This window comes from Streptomyces davaonensis JCM 4913 (genome assembly GCF_000349325.1).
Taxonomy (GTDB): Bacteria; Actinomycetota; Actinomycetes; order Streptomycetales; family Streptomycetaceae; genus Streptomyces; species Streptomyces davaonensis.
Map to the genome: position 1 here is coordinate 3,751,580 of NC_020504.1, position 18,647 is coordinate 3,770,226.

Sequence of the window (18,647 nt, forward strand, 5' to 3'; positions counted from 1 at the left end):
CGCGCATGGTAAGCGCGGTACGGGCGGGGGCGGAATGCAGGGCACGAATGCGGCAATCCGGGCGGTGAACGGGCTGACGGGGCGGTGGGCCGGGGCCGTGGAGGGCAGCACCGTGTTCTCGGCCGTGGGTGTGTGGCCGCTGCTCGCCCTGCTCGCGGACGGCGCCGCCGACCTGACGCGGGAGGAGCTGGCGGAGGCGCTCGGGGCTCCGGCGGACCGGGCGGCCGAGGCGGCGCGGGAGTTGCTGGGGTTCCTGGAGGCCGTGGACGGCCTGGACTCCGCGCTGGGGCTGTGGATGCGCGCCACACTTCAGCCGCGGCCGGAGTGGGTGGCGGGACTGCCCCCGGGGGCGCACGGGGTGCTCGGCGGGGACCTCGGGGCGGACCGGAAGACCCTGGACGCCTGGGCCGCCGAGCGGACCGGCGGGCTCGTCGAGGCCATGCCGGTGGAGCTGACGCCGCTGACAGAGCTGGTGCTGGCGAGCGCGCTGGTGCTGCGGACGACTTGGGAGGAGCCGTTCGAGGGCGGCTACGCCTACTGGCTCGGCGCCTTCGGGCGCGCGGGGCTCAGCCGTACCACCGAGGGACTTGAGGGGCTGGCCGTCGCGCGTACGCCCTCCGGGAAGGTCACCCGGGTCGTAGTGCGCGGTGACAACGGCCTCGACGTCCATCTCCTGCTCGGCGAGGAGGAGATGGCTCCTGGTCAGGTGCTCGGCGCGGGTCTCGACTGTCTCTCCGGCGCCCTCGCCCCGACCGCGGGCGGGCGGCTGAAGCAGGGGGCGGCGGGCCCCGGGCTGCACGTCTCCGAGAGGCGCGGCGCGCGGCCGGTGTCCTCGCAACTGACCTTGGACACCGTGGAGTTCGCTCTCAACGCCCGGCACGATCTGCTGGCCCGTCCGGAGCTGTTCGGGCTCTCCTGCGCCGACGACCCGGCTTGGGGCGGCTTCCCCGGTATCAGCGCGGAACCGCTCGGGGTGGGCTCGGCGGGGCAGTCCGTGACGGCCCGCTTCAGCGCCGAGGGCTTCCGCGCGGCGGCGGTGACGGCGGTGGGCATGGCGTGGCTGGGGGCGCCCGGCGACGGACTGCCGTACACGGCGACCACGGCGTACGTCCGGATCGACCGGCCCTTCGGCTTCCTCGCCGTGCACCGGGAGACGCGCCTCGCCCTCGTCGCGGGCTGGGTGACGGATCCCAGGCCCGGCGACGAGGACGAGTTCAGCGGGTGAGCGTCAGAACTGGAGCGCCCAGGCGTCGATCCGCCCGGTGTCCAGATTCGCGTTGTCGCTGACCCTGAGCTTCCACGTGCCGTTGGCGGCCTCGGAGGAGGCGTTCACCGAGTACGTGGTGTTGATGTTGTCCGAACTGCCGCCGGTGCCATAGCCCTTGAGCGTGTAAGCCGACCCGTCGGGGGCGATCAGCTGGACCTGGAGGTCACCGATGTAGGTGTGGACGATGTGCACCTCGACGGCCAGGGCCGAGGGCGCGTTGCCGGACACGCCGGAGACGGTCACCGGGGACTCCACGGTGGAGTTGTCGTTGATCGCGTAGTCGCCGGTGTTCTCGAAGCGCGGTCCGGGCGGGGTGGTGGTGCCGCCACCGACGTAGAGCAGCCGGTTGGGCGAGCCGGTGCCGGGGCTCGTGACGACGTTCGGGGTGGCCGCGGTCGTCAGGGCCGTGGAGACCTGCGCGGGGGTGGCCGTCGGGTTCGCGCCCAGGTGGAGCGCGGCCGCGCCGGCCACGTGCGGGGTCGCCATCGACGTACCGGAGATGGTGTTGGTGGCGGAGTCGCTGGTGTTCCACGCCGAGGTGATGGACGAGCCCGGGGCGAACAGGTCAAGGACCGTGCCGTAGTTGGAGTAGCTGGCCTTCGCGTCCGTCGAGGTGGTCGCGCCGACCGTGATGGCCTCCGTCACGCGTGCCGGGGACCTGGTGGAGGCGTTGGTGGACTCGTTGCCCGCCGCCACGGCGAAGGTGACGCCGGAGGCGATGGCGTTGCGGACCGCGGTGTCGATCGCGGTGTCCGCCCCGCCGCCGAGGGACATGTTGGCGACGGCCGGCTTGACCGCGTTCTGCGCCACCCAGTCGATACCTGCGACGACCTGCGCGGTCGTACCGGACCCGGAGTTGTTCAGCACCCGGACGCCGACGACCCGCGCCTTCTTGGCGACACCGTAGGAGGTGCCGGCGACGGTGCCCGCGACATGGGTGCCGTGGCCGTGGCCGTCCTGGGCGGTGTTGTCGTTGTCGACGGCGTCGTAGCCGTAGGAGGCCCGGCCGCCGAAGTCGCCGTGGGTGATGCGCACGCCGGTGTCGATGACGTACGCGGTCACACCCTGCCCGGCCGAGTCCGGGTAGGTGTACGAGCTGTTCAGCGGGAGGGCCCGCTGGTCGACCCGGTCCAGGCCCCAGGAGGGCGGGTTGGGCTGGGTCGCGGCGATGCTGAAGGTGCGGTTCTGCACGACGGAGGCGACGGCCGGATCGGCGGCGAACTTCTTCGCCTCGGCCGCGGAGGCCTCGACCGCGTAGCCGTTGAGCGCCTTCTTGTACGTGCGCTCGATGTCGGCGCCGTACTTCTCGGCGAGCGCCCGGCCCTCGGCGGAACCGGCGCGGGCCGCCTCCGACTTGAGGGTCACGATGTAGCTCTCGGCGACGGCGTTGGCCGCGCCCGCGTACTGGACCTGCCCCTCGGCGGCGGTCGGAGCGGCGCCGGCGGGGAGGGCGGAGACGAGGCCCGCGGTGAGCACCGCTGAGGCCGCCACGCTGATCGCGGCCAGTCTTCGCCGAGTGGAACGCATCACTGCCATCTGAGGGATCCTCCTCAATCGGTGGTGCGCGGTGGGGGGGTGGTGCAGGCATGCCGGAGCCCGCCAGGAGTGGCGTGATCATGTCAATCTTGCTGTCCTGTGCGAACTCTGTGCACCAGCCGAAAGATTGAGGCTTCCACAGGAATTCCGCAAGGGCCCTGTCCGTGCAGGGCCCTTGCGTCGAGGTTCGCCGGTAGGTACGTCAGTCGGTCGCTCAGTCGTCGAAGGAGGTCGCCCGGGTGCGCTTCTCCCAGGTGGTGACGTCCTCCCTGACCTGGTCGAGATGAGCCAGTACGGCGTCCACCCCGTCACCGCCGAGCGGCAGGTGCAGCGGGGTCTTCTCGGCCCGGAGCGCGGCCAGGATGGCGGCCGCCGCCTTCGCCGGGTCGCCGGGCTGCGAGCCGTCGCCCCCCTCGACGAAACCACGGGTCCGACTCACCTTGGGGTAAAGGCCGCTGTCACCGCTCACCCCGGCCCGGTCAGGAGCGAACAGCGAGGTGCGGAAGGCACCCGGCTCCACGATCAGCACCTTGATCCCGAACTCGGCGACCTCGTCGGCGAGCCCCTCGGACAGGCCCTCCAGCGCGAACTTCGTGGCGCTGTACGCCGAGAAGCCCGCGACGGACATCTGCCCGCCCATGCTGCTCATCTGCACAATCGCCCCGGACTTCCGCTCCCGCATGTGCGGCAGCACCGCCCGCGTGAGGGCGGCGGGCCCGAAGACATGCACCTCGAACAGATCCCGCAGCTCCTGCTCGGTGGTCTCCTCCAGAGCACCCACATGCGTCCGGCCCGCATTGTTGACCAGCACATCGATCCGCCCGTGCCGCGCGAGCACGTCCTGTACGGCTGCCTCGGCGGCCGAGGTGTCGGCGACGTCCAGCCTCAGCGCCTCCACCTGGTCCGGATGCGCGGCCACGAGATCGTCCAGCGCCTCCGGCCGGCGTACCGCGCCGACCACCACATCGCCCTCGGCGAGCGCCGCCTCGGTGAGCGCCCGGCCGAACCCGCTGCTCGCACCCGTGATCAGCCACACCCTGTTCATCACAGCTCCCCGTGCTCCCGGTGATCGGTTGATGTGAACAACCTTGCCCCGGAGGTGCGTTACCCGTCCAAGACCTAGGCTGATAACCGATGGCTATGACGACGGACGTACATGTGCGGGACCTGCGGTACTTCGTGACGGTGGCGGAGGAACTGCACTTCACGCGGGCGGCCGAGCGGCTGTACGTCTCCCAGCCCGCCCTCAGCAAGCAGGTGCGCGCGCTGGAGCGGCAGCTCGGTGCGGAGCTGTTCCACCGCGGACCGCAGGGCGTGACGCTCACCGCGGCCGGTACGGCCCTGCTGCCGCACGCCCGGCAGGTGCTCGACGCGTGGGCCGAGGGGGCGGCCGCGCTGGAGTCGGCGCGGGCCGCCGCGCGCGGGACGCTGGTGGTGGGGATGAGCACCAGCCCGGGGCGGGGCGGACTGCTGCCCGCGATCCGCTCCCGGTTCACCGACGCGCACCCCGACACCGTCCTGCGGGTGCGCCAGGTGGCCTGGGACGACCCGACGGCGGGCCTCGCGGACGGCGCCGCGGACGTGGCCTTCGTCTGGCTGCCGCTGCCCGACGCCGAGCGCTACGGCTGGGTCGTGGTCGCCGAGGAGCCCCGGCTGCTCGCCCTGCCGGAGGACCACCGGCTCGCCGGGCGGACCGAGATCGACTTCGCCGATCTCCTCGACGAGCCGTTCCTCGCCCTGCCCCCGAGCGCGGGCCCGCTGCGCGACCACTGGCTCGCCCTGCCCGAACGCCAGGGGCGCCCGCCCCGGATCGGCGCGGAGATCGCCGGTACGGAGGAGACGTACGAGGCGCTGGTGGCGGGGCTCGGGGTCTGCCTCGTCGCCACGGGGAACGCTCCGCTGATCACCCTGGGCGGGGTCGTCACCCGTCCGGTGCGGGGGCTCTCGCCGAGCCAGTACGCGCTGGCCTGGCGGCGGGAGGACGCGGGGCGGGTGCTGGTACGGGCGTATGCGGAGGCGTGCGCGCGGGTCGTCGGCGGATCATGACCCGCTGCCCCGCCCGCCCATCTGCCGGCGGATCGTCTCGTCCGTGATCTCCTTGTCGGCGGCCAGCAGGAACGCCTTGCTGAGGATCAGGGAGAGGCGGGCGTCCTCGAACGGCAGGAACACCTTGCCCTTGCCCTTCTCCGGGGCCGGGACAATGCACAGGTAGGCGCCGTCCGGTTCCATCAGGACGTTGGCCGAGCCGAGGTGGATGCGGTACGTGCGCAGCTCGCCGCGCACGACCAGGAAGCGGCCGTCGAACGAGCAGCGGTCGGCGATCTTCAGCCGGGGCACGATCCGCTCCAGGGCGTCCCGGCGCGCCTGCGCGGTCTCGGGCAGCTCGGCGACCGACGCCCGCTCCCAGTACGTCCGCTCGGGGCCGCCGTCCGCCCAGTCGGGGTCCGCTGCGATCGAGGTCACGCCGACGAACAGATCCACGTCCCGCATCGCCTCGCTGAACACCAGCTCGGGCACCTCGGTGAGCGGCACCTCGCGCCAGCCGCCGCCGACGCGGCCGTCTCCCTCCGCCCGGCGGTCGAAGCGGACCTGGTCGGTCGAGGCGATCTCGTCCTCGCCCGCCCAGTCGTACCAGGTGTGGTGGAAGCGGATCCGCCACTCCCCGGCCCCGAGGACGCGGTCCGCCGCGTCACCGTCACCGTCGTCCCAGGGCCCGATCCGGCGACTCGACCAGCCCCGCGCGCGGAACAGCGCGAAGAGCCTGTGGTAGTGGACGAGGTGACCGGCGAAGCGGTTGGAGTAGACGCGGGTCTCCTCCTCTGCCGGGGTGAGCCGGTAGATCTCGCGGAACGCCTGCTTGAACGGCTGCCGGACACCTGCCTCGGTGAGCAGGTCCCGCCAGGCCCGGACGGCGTCGGCGTCGGCACGCAGGGGGTGCCACAGCCGTACGGAGCGCCCCTCGGGCAACTCGTCCGCGACTTCCGGGAGTACGGCCTCCCACACGCCGGGGGCGACCTCGATCTCCCAGATCAGCCGTCGTACGGCGGTCCGGGCGAGCGGGTGCGCGGCCAGCTCGGTGCGCCACCAGGCGTAGGGATGGACGGTGTCGACGGCGAGACCGCCCTCCAACGCGCGGGCGAGCGTGATGAGTTGGGCGTCCACGCGCTTGACCAGAGCGCGCAGCTCCTTCACCAGCTCGGGGTGGTCACGGCGGACCGGTGCCGGAGCGGCGCGCAGCGGGCGGCCGTCCTTCTCCCAGGTCAGGGCGGCGCTCTCGGTGACGGTGACGACGGCCGCGTAGTCACCGGCTGTCCGGCGCAGCACGCCGTCGTCGGGGAAGTCCAGTCTCGGCAGCCGCAGCGCCACGTCGGTGCGCTCGGCCAGGGCCGCCTCGACCTTCTTGAGCATCTTGTCCAGTTGCTTGGGCACCCCGGCGTGCCGCACGTCCCTGCGCACCGTGCGGATCGTGGTGACCAGCTCGGGCGTCGGGAAGTCCTGGGCGGCGCGCACCAGTTCGTAGAGCAGGGCCTGTGAGGGGAGCGTCTTCGCGGCCGTGGGGGCGAGGGCGACGCCGGGGAGCAGGCGGTCGAACACGGCCGGCAGCCAGGGCTCGTCCCGCAGCAGGGCGATGCGCGCGGCCTGGCCGAGGGTGAGGACCTCCCGGTCCGTGAACGCCTTCTCCGCGCGGTAGGGAAGCTCGCCCGACCTGATCGCGTCGGTGCGGTCGGCGGCGGCTTCCAGGGCGCGGCGGGCGAAGGCGACGTAGCCGGAGTGTGCGGCCGGGCGGCGCCAGTCGTCGGCGGGCGGCCGTTCACCGTGTCTGTGGTCCCGGTCGATCCCGGCGAGCAGGTCCCGCTCCTCGCGGGGGAGGCCGGCCACGGTGGCCATCTCGTCCGCCACGATCGGGCCCGCGTTCCGGGAGAAGCCGGCCACCGTCTCGCGCACGGCCTCCTCCCCCGCTAGATGGGCGAACGACAGCAGCGCGTAGGGCTGGCGCACCATCAGCTCCGCCAGCCGGAGTTCGAGCAGGGCGCGGATCGGTGCCGTCAGATCCGGGAGCGGGCCCGTGCAGTGCTCCACTGCCGTCAGGGCCGGACCGACGTGGGCGAAGGACCCCTTCTCGGTCCGCTCGACGAGCGCCTCGAACAGTCGGCGCAACGCCTCGGGCGTGAAGCGCGGCTGCCGTTTGTTGGCCGCATGCACGATCGCGGCGTTCGCCCGCGACGCCGCCGTGGTCCAGGAGGTCACCGCGCGGGACTCGGCGAACAGGGCGCCGAGTTCCTCGTCGGTGAGGCTCGACAGGTCGTACGGCGGGTCCTCGAACGGAGTGTCCGGGTCGGTCAGCGCGCTCATCAACACGTCGGTGAGGTTCATCGGGCGTCCTTGTCGTCGAGCCTGCCCGGATCATGGCAGCCGCCGCTGACAACGCGGCCTCCCCTTCGATTCACAGCCCCAGGCGGGCCTGTTCCTCCTCCACGATCCGGCGAGCCAGCTCTGTGTCCGACACGTCCACCGCGTCCGGGGTGGCCTCGGCGACGGAGCTGCGGCGGGCGTAGGCGTCGAACAGGCGGGTCTTCTCCTGGAGGATCCGCACCAGGCGTTCGTCCACTCCCCCGGTGGCGAGGAGGCGGTGCACATGGACCGGCCGTACCTGGCCCATGCGGTGGGCGCGGGCCACGGCCTGGTGCTCGATGGTCGGCTTGATCTGGGGTTCGCAGATGACGACGGTGGAGGCGGCCTGCATGTTCAGGCCGACGCCCGCCGCCTGGATCTGCGCCAGGAGCACCGCGGGACCGGGCGCACCGGCGAAGTCGTCGACGATCTGCTGTCGCCGCGCGGCCGGCACGCTGCCGGTGAGCGGGCCGAACACCGGCAGCCCGTTCGGGGATCCGGTGGTGAGCGCCTCCTCCACCACGCCCAGCACATCCCTGAAGTAGGAGAAGACGACGGTCTTCTGACCGTTCTCACCGGCCTCCTGGACGATCTCCCGGAGCCGGTCCAGCTTGGCCGACTTCTCGGGGCGCTGATACGCGGCCCTGCGCATCGCCATGAAGTTCCCGGCGCGCACGGCCTCGCGGTACGCCTCCTCGTCCGACGCGCTCAGTTCCTCCCACTCGTCGGTCTGCTGGAGGCTCGGGAGTTCGGTCAGTACGTCTTCCTGGTTTCGCCGCAGATAGACGGGGGCGACGGCCTTGCGGAAGGCGACCGATCCGGCGAGCGCGTCCCCCTCGCCCAGGGACTCGGCGACGCCGGGATCGAGCATGCCGACCAGGTTGCGGAACTCCATGACCCGGTTCTCCATCGGGGTTCCGCTCATGAAGAGGGCACGCTCGCAGCGCTCGGCCCACAGGGCGACCGCCTGGGACCGCTTGGCCTTCGGGTTCTTCACGGAGTGCGCCTCGTCGACGACGAGCATGCCGACCTCGCCGCCGCCCGGTGCGGGAAATCCGCGCAGTGCGTCGAAGGTGGTGACCCCGACTCCGCCGCGCCCCTTCCAGTCGGCGAACGCGTCGTGGCGGTCGGGGCCGTGGAGCACCATGACGCGCAGGGCGCTGCGGGCCTCGATCTCCCGGGTCCAGTTCACCAGGACGCTGGCCGGGCAGACGACCATGAAGTGGCTCTGCCCCTCCGCGGCCAGGTGCGCCAGCGCGGCGATCGCCTGGATGGTCTTGCCCAGGCCCATCTCGTCACCGAGGATCACCTTGCGCTGGGCGAGGGCGAAGCGGGCGCCGAACGCCTGGTAGCCGCGCAGGGAGACGCGCCGGTGCGAGTCGTCGAGGTCCTGGGACCGTACGCGCTCGGCTATCTCGTCCGGCAGGAAGCCCTGGGCGGCGGCCGCGTCGGGGGACCGCCCGGAGATCTCGGCGAGCAGGCTGTAGTACTCGGCGGAGCGGAGCTCGAAGTCCACCCAGGCGGCGATGTCGTCCGAGGGCCCCCGGAGCAGATCGACGGAGGCCTGGGCGAACAGCTCGGGCAGTTCCGCCCGTTCCGCCTCCTCCAGCAGCGCGCGGATATCGGTCACGGCCGCCAGCGCGCGGGCCTTCTTCTCGCGTCCGGCCAGCAGCATCCGGAACCGCCCGGCGGCGGGCGCGGCGTCGGCCAGCAGCGGCTCCAGGCGCTCGGCCAGGGCGGTGGCCTTGGCGACGGCGCGGCGGGCGTCGGGCCCCGCTTCCACCAGAACGTTCAAGGCTCTGACCAGCGCGGTGGTGCTGGGCTCGGGCCGGTCCACGTCGATATGGACGGCCACGGTCTCCTGCACCGCCTCGGCGAGTCTGCGGGCGGCGGCGAGCATCTGGTCGACGGTGCGCTGTCCGACCCCTGGGATCTGCCTCAGCCGGTACGGCCCGGCCTCCAGCACGGCCCCCACCGTGCGCAGTCCGCCCTCCTGGACGTGGCCCACCCTGAGCCGTCCCTCGGTGACGTCCTGGAGCCGCGCCACGGGGATGGCGTCCAGCTCCCGTTTCACCTCGGCGTCATGAATGGGCGCCAGCGCGGTGCGTACGGCCTCGACGGCCCCGCGGTGATCGGCGACGAGGTGGCGCACCGCGTCGTTCAGCCGCGTCCCCCGCGCCACCAGTTCCCGCTCCGCACGCCCCACGCGCCTCACCCCATCACTCATTCACCCGGCGCGGGCATCCTCCCACCACGTGAGTCTTCAGGCAGACCTGCGGTTGCGGAGCCAGGTGACCAGCCACAGGACGTTGATCCCGCCGAGGACGACCAGCACGGCGAGCGCGTCGGCGTTGCCCGCGAGACCGTGTCCAGGACCCAGTCCCCGCGCCGCGCGGACCAGCAAGGCGATGTCGGCGGGAAGGGTGACGGCGGCCATGAACGTCAGACAGGCCACGGTGCCGATCACCAGGACGACGCTGTAGATCCGAACGGCCCGGCGTTCGTGCGCGGGCAGCCGGGTGCTCGGGTCGGGGGCCGCGTCGGCCCCGCCGCGCCGTACCGCCCGGCGGAACACGTACCGGGCGTAGGCAAGACCGTCGCCGTACAGATCCCGGCAGCCGGTGAGGTCCTGGAGGACGAAGTACAGGTCGGTGCGGGTGAACAGCAGGCACTGGAACGGCAGGGGCAGCAGGGCCAACAGCAGCGCCGCGGCCAGCAGCCGGTGGGCCGTCGTCCCCGGGTCGGTCAGGGCCAGGGTCAGGACGAGGGCCGATGCGAGGGACAGATTGAAGGCGATGCCCGCCAGATAGGCCGTCAGCCGATGGCGGCGGGGCGCGAGTTCGATGCCGCTGATGTCGGTCTGCATGACGAGGAATTGGAGCCGGGTGCCCAGCCGCATCTTCCCCGGCACGCCCGCGGCGCGGGCGGTGACCAGGTGCGCCAGCTCATGGGCAAGAAGCAGCGTCCACCCGACCGCCGCCCCGCCGACCAGCACCAGGCTGCCGTGCGGGCTCCACAGCAGGTCGCGGTAGCCGGGCAGCAGATCGGGGCGGCGGACGAGGGCCACCACGGCAGCCGTCAGCAGGACTGCGACGAGTACGGGAAGCGCGGGATGCAGGGCTAGGCGGACCTGGTGGGGGCGTAGCCGTGGCAGGGTCGCGCGGGGCGGTTCGGTGTCCGGGACCGGGTGGTCCCCGATCCGGGCCACGAACCCCAGAGCGGCCAGGTCCGTGACGAAGTCCGTGATCTCGAACTCCTCGCCGGTCTCCGCCCGCAGCACGTCCGCCGTGCGGGCCACGCTCAGTCCCTCGCCCAAAAGTTCCACCGCTCGGGCGCCGGCCGCCGGCAAAGCGACGAAGGTACGGGTGGCCATGCGGCCCACGATCCATTCGTCCCGGTCGCGCCGCATCGCGAGGTCGTGCAGCAGGACATAGGTCGACGCCTCGATGCGGGGGCGGTCCTCGGCCGCGGTGTCCGTCACGAGGGGGGCTCCGAGGCTTGGCAGGCTCGGCAGTCGGGGCGTCGGTCCGAGCGCTGCATGACCGGGTCGCCGGGCACCATGAGGTTGAGGCCGAAGCGGCAGCCGGGGTCGATCCGTGGAACGCCGGAGACGAGCGAAAGGGCGGCGTGGGCGAGCAGGCTGCCGGACAGGCCCGCGGTGACGGCGTTGACCGGATTCCACGGCATACGGGGCGAGGCGACGTCCTCGTCCTGGCCGGGCCCGAGCCGCAGATCGCGGCGCTCGATCTCCGTACTGCGCAGGCACTCCCAGCACGCGCCCCGGCCTGGTGTGAAGACCCCGACGCTCACCAGGGGGCCGCGATATCCGGCCTCGGCCCAGGGCGTGCCGGAGGCGAGGCAGGCCTGGTTGGCCCAGCGGCGGATGGCGGCGGGGCGGTCGGCGGCCAGGAGGAGCACGTCGTACGGCGCGGTCAGCAGGTCCGCCACATCGGCCGGGCCTCGTACCTCCCGGCGCTCGCCCGTGACCGTCGTATGCGGGTTCAGAGCGCGCAGTGCCGTCAGCGCCGCGTCGATCTTCGGCGTGCCGAGGTCCGCCTCCCGGTACAGGGTCTGCCGGTTGAGGTTGGACAGCTCCACCACATCCGGTTCGACACAGTGCAGCCGCCCCACTCCGGAGGCCACCAGGTCCCGGGCGGCGGCTCCGCCGGTGCCGCCGACGCCGATCAGCAGGACCCGGGCCCGGCGCAGCCGCAGCTGCGGTTCCCAGGGGTTCTCCCTCGGCTGGAGGTCCATCCAGCGCAGCAGGGTCATGCCCCTGCTGTACCGCTCGCGTTCGGCCTCGGACAGCTCCGCGGGCGGCGGGGCGGCGGCGTCCTCGACGTATCCGGCCGCGGTGAGGTCCGTCATCGCCTGGCTGATGTCGGCATCGGGAAGCCGCAGTTCTGGGTGGCTGCGGGACACTTCGGCGACGATGTCGGCGGCGTCGCGCGTTCCGTCCATGGCCTCGACCAGCGTCCACACCCAGCCGTCGGGATCCTTGACCTCGGCGCCGATGCCGTAGACGACGCTGCCGATCCGCAAGTGGCCGTCGACCGTCCGGTACGCCCGGTGTTCCGGCTTGATCCGGGGCCTCCGCAGCCCGTGCACCGTCACTTTCGCGCCAATCTCTTCATCCCCAACTGCCCCGGAATCAACGGACATTGACAACAGTTACCCGATCGACGAAGTCTTGCAAGAGCACCACTGATCACGGACGCCACAACCACCACTGGGAGGAACGGCATGCCGAACAAGATCGAGATTCGTCCGCTGGACAAGAAGGAGACCACCGGCGACAGCGGTGGCAACGGCGGTTCCTGACCCCGGACACCAGTGATGGACCGCTACCCCACGGTCGCGGACGTCACCGAGTCGGCGCGGCGGCTGGTCTCCCGGTACCCCGGGACCGGCCGCCTGCGCCGGATCGGGACCTCCCGCGTCGGCCGTCCGATCCTGATGCTGTCCGTGGGACACGGTCCGCGGCACGTCCTGGTGGTCGCCCGGCCACATCCCGACGAACCGGTCGGCGGCGCGACGGCGCTGGCGCTGGCGGAGCGGGTGGCGCGGGGCGACCGGTACTCCGCGGCGACGGACCCGGTCTCCCCTGCCACCGATCCTGCCCTCGTCACCTGGGACATCGTGCTGTGCCTCGACCCGGACGGCGCCGCGCTCAGTGAGGGGATCGAAGCGGCGACGGCCGGTCCCGGGCCCACCCTGGAGAGCTACTACGGCAGCGCCTTCCGCCCCATGGCGGCGGAACAGCCGGAGTGGGCGCCGATCATCGAGCAGCAACTCCCCGAGAGCCAGGCGCTGTTCGACGTGATCGACGAACTGCGTCCGTTTCTCCAGTGCTCCCTGCACAGCGTCGACGCGGGCGGCAGCTGGGTCCAGTTGACCCGCGAGCTGCCCGAACTCGCCCTGCCGTTCCGTAAGTCCGCCGCAGAGCTGGGCATTCCGCTCCAGCACGGCACCTACGACGCCCTGTACTGGGACAACCCCAGCCCCGCGATCCACGTCCTGCCCCCGCCGGGCAGCACGGCCCGTCTGGCGGCCGGGTCCGAGAACATCGAACGGTCCACCTGGTACGCGCCCTCTGGGTACGGCGGCGTCACGGCGATCATCGAAGTGCCCATGTGGGCAACCGACCTGGCCGAGGACCTGTCCCCGCACCCGGACCCCGTGGCCGCCCTGAACGACCTGTCCCGCCTGGTACGCGGCGGCGGACGCCAGGTGACCGAGATCCTCGACAAGGCGCGCGCGTTCCTTCCGCCCGCCGACGGGAGCCCGCCCCGACGGGTGCTGGAGTGGATGGCCGACGACCTCTACGACCTGGTCGTCGCCTCCTGGGAACCGCTCGCCCGGCAGGCGGCCGACGACCCACGGTGCCTGACGCTGGCCCAGATCAGCGCGCTCGACGTCGTGGCGCGCCGCCAACCCCTGCGCGCGGCAGGTCTGTTGCTGCGACTGCTGAGAACGTCGGACGACAGCGCCGCCCCGGGACTCCACCAGGAACTCGGCACACTCTTCACCACGTGGTCCACCGAGTTCGAGCGGGCCCTGCGGCTGCGCTGGGTGCCGGTGCGCCGCCAGGTGGAGCACCAGGCGCGGACGGTGGTGGCCGCGGCGGACAGTGCGCTGAAGAACCTGCGGTAGCGGTTCCTCGTCAGCTCCGCCCCAGCTCCGCGAAACCCCGTCGCCAGGAGGCGTACCGCGGGGTCCAGCCGAGCTCCTTCTTCGCCTTCGCGTTGGACGCGCCGCGGATCTCGGTCGACGCCCTGGCGATGAACTCGCCCGCGAGCAGTCGGCCCAGCCAACGGGGCACGCTCATGGGCTTGTTCGCCCCCACGGCCGCCGCGAGCGCCGGAAGCCACTCGGCGAGCGGCGCCGGTTCGTCGTCCACGATGTTGTAGATCCCGGGCGCACCACCCTCCACGGCGGCCACCGCGGCGCCGGCCGCGTCCTCGATGTGGGTGAACGACCAGACGCCACCACCCCCGCCGACCACCGGGAACCGCCGCTTGTGAAGCAGCTCCAACTGCTCGCCGCCCGGCGCGATCGAGGTGCCGGGGCCGTAGAAGCCGCCGTAGCGCAGGACGATGCCGTCGATGCCGGGTGTCGAGGTCACGGCCCGCTCCAGGAACCGGATCGCGGCGAGGGTCTGCTCGCTGCCCGGTGCCGGATCGGTGTCGAGCGGGTCCTCCTCCGTCTTCACCGGCCCCCCGGTGCGGGCGTAGAGCACCTGCATGGCGCTCTGCGCGACGAACCGCCGCACCCCGAACTCGGCTGCGGCCGTCAGGAGGTTCTGGGTGCCCTTGGTGCGCAGCTGGTTGGTGACCGCGAAGTCCCGGTCCACCTTGCGCAGTTTCAGGTTCCCGGCGAGCGCGGTCGCCTGATGGATGATCACGTCGGGCCGGGCGCGCCGTACCGCGTCCCGTACGGCGGCCGTGTCCAGCACGTCCAGCACGATCGGCTCCGCGCCGGCCTCGCACAGCCGGGCGGTCTTGGCCTCGGAGGTGGTGGCGGCGACGACCGTGTGGCCGGCCTCGACGAGCTGGGGCACGAGCCGACTGCCGACCGCGCCGGTGGCGCCGGTGACGAGAACCTTCATGGTGGCTCCTTCGGGAGAAGCGGCGTCCGCGGTCGACTGCCGCCTGCTTCGGTGCTGCGGTGTCGCTGATGGGACAACTCAGCGCCCGCGAACGTGACATCACCGAAGCCCTACGCCGCCGGACGTGGCCGGAGTCACAGTCCGGCGCCGCCTAGTCCTCCTCGGTGGCGAGCGAGGAGGAAAGCCGTTCGAGCAGGGTGGCGAGCTGGGACTGCTCCTCCTCGGTGAGCCCTTCCAGCAGGCGTCGCTGGTTGGCCACATGGGTGGCGATGAGCTCGTCGGTCAGGTCGACACCCTCGGTGGTGAGGGCGATGAGACGGCCACGCGAGTCGTGCTCGGCGACCGACCTGCTCACCAGGCCGCGGGCTTCGAGCCGGTCGACGCGTTTGGTGATCGCGCCGGTGGTGACCAGCACGGTGCGGCTGAGCTCTCCCGCCGACAGCGCGTACGGCTTGCCGGAGCGGCGAAGCGCCGCGAGGACGTCGAAGTCGCCGTTGCCCAGTCCGGCCGCGGCGAAGGGTGGGCGGAGACGGTGGTCAAGCGTATCCGTGAGCCGGAAGAGCCGCCCGATGACGAGCATCGGCGTCGCGTCCAGATCGGGTCGCTCGCGTTTCCACTGGTCAACGATGGAGGTGATGGCGTCGGACTGCATGCCATTGACTATACCTTCCACGGAAACTAATATCTCTTCCATGGAAGATAACGGCGAGCCCCAGCCCTCCTCCCCCATACCGGTCACCTGCTACTTCGACGCCGCCTGCCCCTTCGCCTGGATCACCTCCCGGTGGCTGCTGGAAGTCGAACGGCTGCGACCGATCGACCTGAGCTTTCGCATCATGAGCCTGTCGGTGCTGAACGAGCACCGCGAACTCGAGCCCTGGTACCGCGAGTTCAACGACCGCGCCTGGGGCCCGGCCCGGGTGTGCACGGCCGTGGAGGCGCAGCACGGCAACGCGATCCTGCGCGAGCTGTACACCTCGCTCGGCACTCGTATCCACGTCCAGCGCAGGAAGGACTTCGACGCGGTCATCGCCGAGGCCCTGGCCGAACTGGGGCTGCCCGCGTCCCTGGCCAAGGCGGCCGGCACCGACGAGTTCGACGGGGCCCTGCGCGCCCACCACCAGGCGGCGCAGGACGCCGTGGGCGAAGAATCCGGCACGCCTGTCGTCGTCGTGGACGGCGCGGCCTTCTTCGGCCCCGTGCTGTCCGCCGTCCCACGGGGCGAGCGGGCGGTGCGGCTGTTCGACGCCGTACAGGCGATGGCCGGGATGGAAGAGTTCGCCGAACTGAAGCGGAGGCGTGGTGCGCTCGACTTCAGCTGACTCGGGCGACACGGCCACGCCGACCCGGCGCCGCCTCATCGCCGCGAGCCTGGTCGGCTCGATCGGTGACGGCATCTACGTTCCGTTGACGATGCTGTTCGTCCACTCGCTCACCGGTCTGTCGCTGACGGCGATCGGCGCGGGTCTGACCCTGGCCGGGCTGTGCGCGCTGACGGTCATGCCGGTCGTGGGCGTCGTCATCGACCGGTTCGGGGCCAAGCGGGTGGTGATCGGCTCCCTGCTGTTGCGAGCGGCCGGATTCGCCGCGTACCCCTTCGCCGACACCTACCCCACCTTCCTGGGGGTCGCCGTGATGGTCGCGGTGGGGATGTGGGCCTCCTCGCCCAGCCAGCAGGCGCTCATCGGTGAGATCGCCCAAGGCGCCGAGCGTGACCGGCTGCTGGCGTGGGACCGCAGTCTGCGCAACGGCGGTATGGGGGCGGGCAGCCTGGCGGCGGCGGGGCTGTTGGCGCTCGACGGCAACACCGGTTTCATCGCCGCGGCGGTGGCACTGGCCGTACTGTTCGCGCTCGCCGCGGCGCTGGTGTCCCGGATCGAGGCCGTCCGAGGCGCTGCCTCCGGCGAGTACCAGGGCGAGGAACGGCAGCGGGAGGTAAAGCAGCAGGCGGGCTATCGGCAGGTTCTCGCGGACCGCCCCTACCTCCTCCTCACCGCCGCCAACTTCCTGATCGCCTTCGGCTACACCACCCAGGCCATGGCCCTGCCGGTCTTCCTGACCCGTGACGTCGGTCTGCCCGACGCCCTGGCGGGGGCCGTGTTCGCGGTCAACACCGCCCTGGTCGCGTTGCTCGGCGTGCCGTTCGCCCGCGTGACCCTGCGGGGCAGGCGCCCCCGAACCGCCGCACTCGGCGCGGTCATCTTCGCGCTGTCCTTCGCCGCGTTCGCGCTACTGCCCCAGTTCGTCACCGGCTCGGGCGCCATGGCCGCCGTCCTGGCGGTCGCGGTGCTCTACACCATCGGCGAGCTGGTGCACTCCGGCCCGGCGCAGAGCCTGTCGGTCCAGGCCGCCCCCGACCATCTACGGGGCCGATACCTCTCGGTCTACCAACTCTCCTGGTCCCTGTGCCGAACCATCGCTCCCCTGCTGCTCGGGGTCCTGCTGGAGGCCGGGCGCTGGCAGTTGTGGGGAGTGCTGGCCCTGATCGTCCTGACCGGTGCGGCGGTACTGCTGCGCGCCGGGTCGGCCTTGCCCGCACACGCCACGGGAGAAAGCACCGCACCCGACATGCGCTGCGCTGAAGCCGAAGCGACTCCAGCGGGCTGAGCTTCACCTCCGGACCGTCTCGCGGAAGGCGATCGGGGTCTCTCCGGTGCGCTGGTGGAAGTACTTGCCGAAGGCCCCTGGGGAACAGAGGTCCGGTCGGCGCCGTTGCATCGGTAAACGGACCTGCGCCGCGCGGGCGCGGAACAGATGTAATTCCTGGTAATTCCGGATAATTCCAGGTAATTCCAGCAGGAGGACTGCTTCATGACTGACCGGCCCTTGACGCTCATGGCCGTGCACGCCCACCCCGACGACGAGGCCACCGGAACGGGAGGGGTCCTCGCGCGGTACGCGGCGGAGGGCATCCGCACGGTTCTCGTGACGTGTACCGACGGCGGCTGCGGCGACGGACCGGACGGCGTCAAGCCGGGCGATCCCGGGCACGATCCCTCGGCCGTCGCCCTGATGCGCCGTCAGGAACTCGAGGAGAGCTGCGCTGTCCTGAAGATCAGCGATCTGGAGATGCTGGACTACGCCGACTCCGGAATGATGGGCTGGCCGAGCAACGACGCCCCCGGATCCTTCTGGCAGACCCCCGTACCGGAAGGCGCCGCCCGCCTCGCGGAACTCATGCGGCACTACCGCCCCGATGTGGTCGTCACCTACGACGAGAACGGCTTCTACGGCCACCCCGACCACATCCAGGCCCACCGCATCACGATGGCGGCGCTGGAGATGACCGAGCTGACACCGAAGGTGTACTGGACCACGATGCCCCGCTCGATGATGGCGCGGTTCGGGGAGATCATGCGCGAGTTCGGCGAGGACATGCCCGAGCCGGATCCCGCCGAGGCCGCCGCCCTGGCCGAGATCGGCCTCCCCGACGACGAGATCACCACCTGGGTGGACGCCACCGCCTTCAGCGACCAGAAGTTCGACGCCCTGGCCGCACACGCCAGCCAGGGCGAGAACATCTTCTTCCTCAAGATGGGCAAGGAGAGGTTCGGCGAGCTGATGGGCACGGAGACCTTCCTCCGCGTCCAGGACCCCACCGACACACCCGTACCCGAGGACGACCTTTTCGCCGGCCTGCGCTGATCTCCGGCGCAGGAACGGCATAAAGACCAAGGGCCCGACCCCGAGGAGTCGGACCCCATCCGGCCTGCGCCGCCACACATTGAAGCGGAACTCGGCCACAATCCTTTGACCTGCGGGAGCATACCCCCACGGTTTGGTGGGACATAGCCAGAAGCATCTGTGTTGTCGCAGGTCAGCCTGCATAGCTGAGCGGATGGAGCAGGCGCCTTCTAAGCAGAACCACTTCATAAGCGAGTGTGGACCGAAACAGTCGACAGGGCTCGCGCACGTCCATCGTTGTGGGCGTCAGCCATCGAAGAGATCCGTTTGCTCCCAACGAGCCGGGACCGGCTCGCTTGTGTGAAGCAACTCACCATATGGAACGAGCGCCCGCGCTCCCGGTGGGCCACGCCCTCCTCCTGCCCCAATGCAGTGCTGATCCCGTCGAGTCGGGGATCATGGGTGACGTCTTCGCCCGGGGCGTCGTAGCCGATGCTGCCGACTACGAGATGTCCAAGGCGTGCGGCGCGTACGCACTCGTCCGCGCGGCGAGCGGCGCCTCCGTCACGGTCCGGATCACCAACGAATGCCCGGCGCCCTGTGAGGTGTCGGTCAGCAGCGACCGGCGGCAGCTGCCCCGCACCGACTACAACCGAGCACGAGCGCCGTTCGTGTCCCGGGCTGGGCGCTGTTAGGCTGCGCCCCCCGATGTTGTTAAAC

The 18,647-nt window shown here is 71.6% G+C and carries 14 protein-coding genes and 1 pseudogene; 7 read left to right on the forward strand and 8 right to left on the reverse strand.

Annotation, left to right across the window (positions count from 1 at the left end; genetic code table 11):
• Window positions 1-34 precede the first annotated feature (34 nt).
• Window positions 35-1,225 carry a serpin family protein gene (locus BN159_RS16200; RefSeq protein WP_015658070.1) on the forward strand — a complete coding sequence of 397 codons (1,191 nt, stop codon included), beginning with the start codon at window positions 35-37 and terminating at the stop codon, window positions 1,223-1,225.
• Window positions 1,226-1,228: 3 nt separating this feature from the next.
• Here the strand turns inward: BN159_RS16200 and BN159_RS16205 are convergent, their stop codons facing one another.
• Both BN159_RS16205 and BN159_RS16210 read right to left on the reverse strand, forming a co-directional pair.
• Window positions 1,229-2,803: a S8 family peptidase gene (locus BN159_RS16205; RefSeq protein WP_015658071.1), complete on the reverse strand. Its 1,575-nt coding sequence runs from the start codon at window positions 2,801-2,803 to the stop codon at window positions 1,229-1,231.
• A gap of 214 nt (window positions 2,804-3,017) precedes the next feature.
• Window positions 3,018-3,848, reverse strand: a complete 831-nt coding sequence (locus tag BN159_RS16210; RefSeq protein ID WP_015658072.1) for an oxidoreductase — start codon at window positions 3,846-3,848, stop codon at window positions 3,018-3,020.
• 89 nt (window positions 3,849-3,937) lie between these two features.
• Here BN159_RS16210 and BN159_RS16215 point away from each other — a divergent pair, with 89 nt between their 5' ends.
• Window positions 3,938-4,849 carry a LysR family transcriptional regulator gene (locus BN159_RS16215; protein WP_015658073.1) on the forward strand — a complete coding sequence of 304 codons (912 nt, stop codon included), beginning with the start codon at window positions 3,938-3,940 and terminating at the stop codon, window positions 4,847-4,849.
• On the opposite strand, the gene BN159_RS42845 is transcribed toward BN159_RS16215, so the two are convergent.
• The 4 genes from BN159_RS42845 to BN159_RS16235 all read right to left on the reverse strand — a co-directional run bounded on the left by BN159_RS42845 (window position 4,844) and on the right by BN159_RS16235 (window position 11,809).
• Entirely contained in the window at window positions 4,844-7,177 is a 2,334-nt protein-coding gene (locus tag BN159_RS42845; RefSeq protein ID WP_015658074.1) for a DUF4132 domain-containing protein, read from the reverse strand. The two genes, BN159_RS16215 and BN159_RS42845, sit on opposite strands and share 6 nt — an antisense overlap.
• A gap of 70 nt (window positions 7,178-7,247) precedes the next feature.
• On the reverse strand, window positions 7,248-9,422 hold the full coding sequence (locus tag BN159_RS16225) for a DEAD/DEAH box helicase (RefSeq protein WP_015658075.1): 2,175 nt from the start codon (window positions 9,420-9,422) through the stop codon (window positions 7,248-7,250).
• A gap of 36 nt (window positions 9,423-9,458) precedes the next feature.
• Window positions 9,459-10,676, reverse strand: coding sequence for a hypothetical protein (locus BN159_RS16230; RefSeq protein WP_015658076.1), 1,218 nt, complete (start codon window positions 10,674-10,676; stop codon window positions 9,459-9,461).
• Entirely contained in the window at window positions 10,673-11,809 is a 1,137-nt protein-coding gene (locus BN159_RS16235) for a HesA/MoeB/ThiF family protein (RefSeq protein WP_015658077.1), read from the reverse strand. The genes BN159_RS16230 and BN159_RS16235 overlap by 4 nt, the downstream gene beginning before the upstream one ends.
• Window positions 11,810-12,031: 222 nt before the next feature.
• Here BN159_RS16235 and BN159_RS16240 point away from each other — a divergent pair, with 222 nt between their 5' ends.
• A complete protein-coding gene (locus tag BN159_RS16240) occupies window positions 12,032-13,348 on the forward strand; it encodes a M14 family zinc carboxypeptidase (RefSeq protein WP_015658078.1) in 1,317 nt (438 codons plus the stop codon).
• 10 nt (window positions 13,349-13,358) lie between these two features.
• On the opposite strand, the gene BN159_RS16245 is transcribed toward BN159_RS16240, so the two are convergent.
• Together BN159_RS16245 and BN159_RS16250 are read right to left on the reverse strand one after the other, a co-directional pair.
• Window positions 13,359-14,303 (reverse strand): NAD-dependent epimerase/dehydratase family protein, encoded by a 945-nt coding sequence (locus tag BN159_RS16245; RefSeq protein ID WP_015658079.1) that lies wholly within the window; start codon window positions 14,301-14,303, stop codon window positions 13,359-13,361.
• A gap of 151 nt (window positions 14,304-14,454) precedes the next feature.
• Window positions 14,455-14,955, reverse strand: a complete 501-nt coding sequence (locus BN159_RS16250; RefSeq protein WP_015658080.1) for a MarR family winged helix-turn-helix transcriptional regulator — start codon at window positions 14,953-14,955, stop codon at window positions 14,455-14,457.
• Window positions 14,956-14,995: 40 nt separating this feature from the next.
• On the opposite strand from BN159_RS16250, the gene BN159_RS16255 reads away from it, so the two are divergent.
• From BN159_RS16255 to BN159_RS47875, 4 genes and pseudogenes are all read left to right on the forward strand, one after another.
• The gene (locus BN159_RS16255; RefSeq protein WP_015658081.1) at window positions 14,996-15,625 is read left to right on the forward strand and encodes a mycothiol-dependent nitroreductase Rv2466c family protein; all 630 of its coding nucleotides are present in this window, start codon (window positions 14,996-14,998) and stop codon (window positions 15,623-15,625) included.
• Entirely contained in the window at window positions 15,606-16,910 is a 1,305-nt protein-coding gene (locus tag BN159_RS16260) for an MFS transporter (RefSeq protein ID WP_015658082.1), read from the forward strand. Before BN159_RS16255 ends, BN159_RS16260 begins: the two co-directional genes overlap by 20 nt.
• 204 nt (window positions 16,911-17,114) lie before the next feature.
• Window positions 17,115-17,948, forward strand: a complete 834-nt coding sequence (locus BN159_RS16265; protein WP_015658083.1) for a PIG-L family deacetylase — start codon at window positions 17,115-17,117, stop codon at window positions 17,946-17,948.
• Between the two features lie 470 nt (window positions 17,949-18,418).
• Window positions 18,419-18,529, forward strand: a pseudogene (locus BN159_RS47875) (expansin EXLX1 family cellulose-binding protein); the annotation flags it as partial.
• Between the last annotated feature and the right edge of the window lie 118 nt (window positions 18,530-18,647).

Excerpts from the sequence above, each read along its gene's own strand:
- BN159_RS16200 (WP_015658070.1), top strand. The coding sequence starts at position 35 with ATGCAGGGCACGAATGCGGCAATCCGGGCGGTGAACGGGCTGACGGGG.
- BN159_RS16255 (WP_015658081.1), top strand. The coding sequence starts at position 14,996 with ATGGAAGATAACGGCGAGCCCCAGCCCTCCTCCCCCATACCGGTCACC.
- BN159_RS16210 (WP_015658072.1), bottom strand. The coding sequence starts at position 3,848 with ATGAACAGGGTGTGGCTGATCACGGGTGCGAGCAGCGGGTTCGGCCGG.
- BN159_RS16240 (WP_015658078.1), top strand. The coding sequence starts at position 12,032 with ATGGACCGCTACCCCACGGTCGCGGACGTCACCGAGTCGGCGCGGCGG.
- BN159_RS16215 (WP_015658073.1), top strand. The coding sequence starts at position 3,938 with ATGGCTATGACGACGGACGTACATGTGCGGGACCTGCGGTACTTCGTG.
- BN159_RS16265 (WP_015658083.1), top strand. The coding sequence starts at position 17,115 with ATGACTGACCGGCCCTTGACGCTCATGGCCGTGCACGCCCACCCCGAC.
- BN159_RS16205 (WP_015658071.1), bottom strand. The coding sequence starts at position 2,803 with ATGGCAGTGATGCGTTCCACTCGGCGAAGACTGGCCGCGATCAGCGTG.
- BN159_RS16225 (WP_015658075.1), bottom strand. The coding sequence starts at position 9,422 with ATGAGTGATGGGGTGAGGCGCGTGGGGCGTGCGGAGCGGGAACTGGTG.
- BN159_RS42845 (WP_015658074.1), bottom strand. The coding sequence starts at position 7,177 with ATGAACCTCACCGACGTGTTGATGAGCGCGCTGACCGACCCGGACACT.
- BN159_RS16250 (WP_015658080.1), bottom strand. The coding sequence starts at position 14,955 with ATGCAGTCCGACGCCATCACCTCCATCGTTGACCAGTGGAAACGCGAG.
- BN159_RS16245 (WP_015658079.1), bottom strand. The coding sequence starts at position 14,303 with ATGAAGGTTCTCGTCACCGGCGCCACCGGCGCGGTCGGCAGTCGGCTC.